This window comes from Sinomonas sp. G460-2 (genome assembly GCF_047759905.1).
Classification (GTDB): Bacteria; Actinomycetota; Actinomycetes; order Actinomycetales; family Micrococcaceae; genus Sinomonas.
The window spans coordinates 1-2,112 of record NZ_JBKZWT010000464.1; the positions used below are offsets into that span (position 1 = coordinate 1).

Here is a 2,112-nt window from a genome sequence, read left to right on the forward strand (position 1 = left end):
AACACCGGCACCGGCAAGTGAGGCCTGGGCGGCGCCAGCCGCCCGCCGCCCGCCACGTCCCGTCATCGCCCTCAACCGCATCCGCAAGGTCTACGGGCAGGGCGAGGCCGAGGTCCGCGCGCTCGACGGCGTCAGCCTCACCATTCAACGCGGCGAGTTCGTCGCGATCGTGGGCGCCTCGGGCTCCGGCAAGTCCACGATGATGAACATCATCGGCTGCCTCGACGCCCCGACCTCCGGCCGCTACTTCATGGACGGCATCGAGACGGGCGAGCTCGACGAGTTCCAGCTCGCCCAGATCCGCAACCGCAAGATCGGCTTCGTGTTCCAGAGTTTCAACCTCATCGCACGCACGCGCGCCGTCGAGAACGTCGCGATGCCGCTCGCGTACCGCAAGGTGCCCCGGCGCCAGCGGCACGCGCTCGCGCTCGAGGCGCTCGACGCCGTCGGCCTTTCGGCGCGCGCGGGGCACTTGCCCTCGCAGCTCTCCGGCGGGCAGCAGCAGCGCGTCGCGATCGCGCGGGCCCTCGTGACCGAGCCCGTGCTCCTCCTCGCGGACGAGCCGACGGGTGCGCTCGACACGCATTCGTCGGCGGAAATCCTCGACCTGTTCGAGTCGCTGCACGCGCGCGGCCGCACGATCGTCATGATCACGCACGAGCCCGAGGTCGCGGCGCGCGCCCAGCGCGTGGTGCGCATGCAGGACGGCCACGTCGTGTCGGACACCGCGCAGACCCCCGTGCACCACCTGTCCGGAGGCGCGCGATGATCACCGAGGCGGTCCGCTTCGCGCTCTCGGGCATCTCGGCGAACAAGATGCGCTCGGTCCTCACGACGCTCGGAATCGTGATCGGCATCAGCGCCGTCATCACACTGCTCGCCGTCGGCGCCGGGACGTCCAACATGATCAGGGACCAGATCGCCAAGCTCGGCACGAACGTCCTGACGGTGAACCGCGCCGTCTCGACGGGCGGCCGCTCGACCGGCGGGAGCGCGACGGGGGCCCGCACGCAGTCCACGAACCTGACGCTCGCGGACCAGCAGTCGCTCAACGACCCCGTGCTCGCGCCGGACATCGCGACGACCGCACCCGTGATCCAGGCGCAGTCGGTCACGGCGACGCTCGGCTCCTCGACCCACTCGGTCGCGTCCACGCTCGGCACCTCGCCCTCATACTTCGGGATCACGAACTTCACCGTCTCGGCGGGCCGGCTCCTCGACGACGGCGACTCCGGGCAGGCTGTCGTGGTGCTCGGCAACAGCGTAGCGATCGACCTCGCGAGCAACGTCTCGACCCTCGTGGGCCAGACCGTCTCCCTCAACGGCCAGAACTTCACGGTGGTCGGCGTGCTCGCATCCAAGGGCACGAGCGGGCTCAACGACCCCGACGACGTCGCGATGGTCCCGTACACCACGGCCCAGGACAAGTTCACGGGCTATTCGCCGAGCCTCTCCTCGATCCAGGTCCAGGCGAAGAGCGCGGACGTCATGACGCAGGCGCAGAATGAGATCCAGCAGATCCTCGACGCGCGGCACAACGTGACGAGCGCGAACCGCGACTACCAGGTCCGCAACCAGGCGCAGGTGCTCTCGACCGCGACGACGACCACCCAGACGCTCACGATCCTCCTCAGCGCCGTGGCCGGAATCAGCCTCCTCGTGGGAGGGATCGGCGTCATGAACATCATGCTCGTGACCGTCACCGAGCGGACGCGCGAGATCGGCATCCGCAAAGCGATCGGGGCCACGCGGGGGAACATCGTGATGCAGTTCCTCGTCGAGTCGCTCATCATCTCGATCCTCGGTGGGATCGTCGGAATCCTCATCGGATTCGGTGCCTCGAGCTTCACGATCGCCGGGATCCGACCCGAGGTCCAGTGGTGGACCGTGTGGCTGAGCGTGCTCGTCTCCGCCGGCATCGGGCTCGTGTTCGGCATTTACCCGGCCAACAAGGCCGCGAAGCTTCGCCCCATCGACGCCCTCCGTTACGAGTAGCCCCCACCATGAGAGAGCCGCACATGTCTGAGCGCACCTCCGAAAACGAGCGCACCGCCGAATTCGCCAGCGTCGAGAGCCCGACCGAATCGTTCGACGCCCCCGCTCCCGGCTGGG

At 68.8% G+C, this 2,112-nt stretch carries 2 protein-coding genes; both read left to right on the forward strand.

Features of this window, described 5'->3' with window-relative positions; all coding sequences use genetic code 11:
• Positions 1 to 769 (forward strand): ABC transporter ATP-binding protein (locus ACLN58_RS21470; protein WP_415857243.1); only part of this gene is annotated, 769 nt, incomplete at its 5' end.
• On the forward strand, positions 766 to 1,995 hold the full coding sequence (locus tag ACLN58_RS21475; protein WP_415857244.1) for an ABC transporter permease: 1,230 nt from the start codon (positions 766 to 768) through the stop codon (positions 1,993 to 1,995). The genes ACLN58_RS21470 and ACLN58_RS21475, both read left to right, overlap by 4 nt.
• Positions 1,996 to 2,112 lie beyond the last annotated feature (117 nt).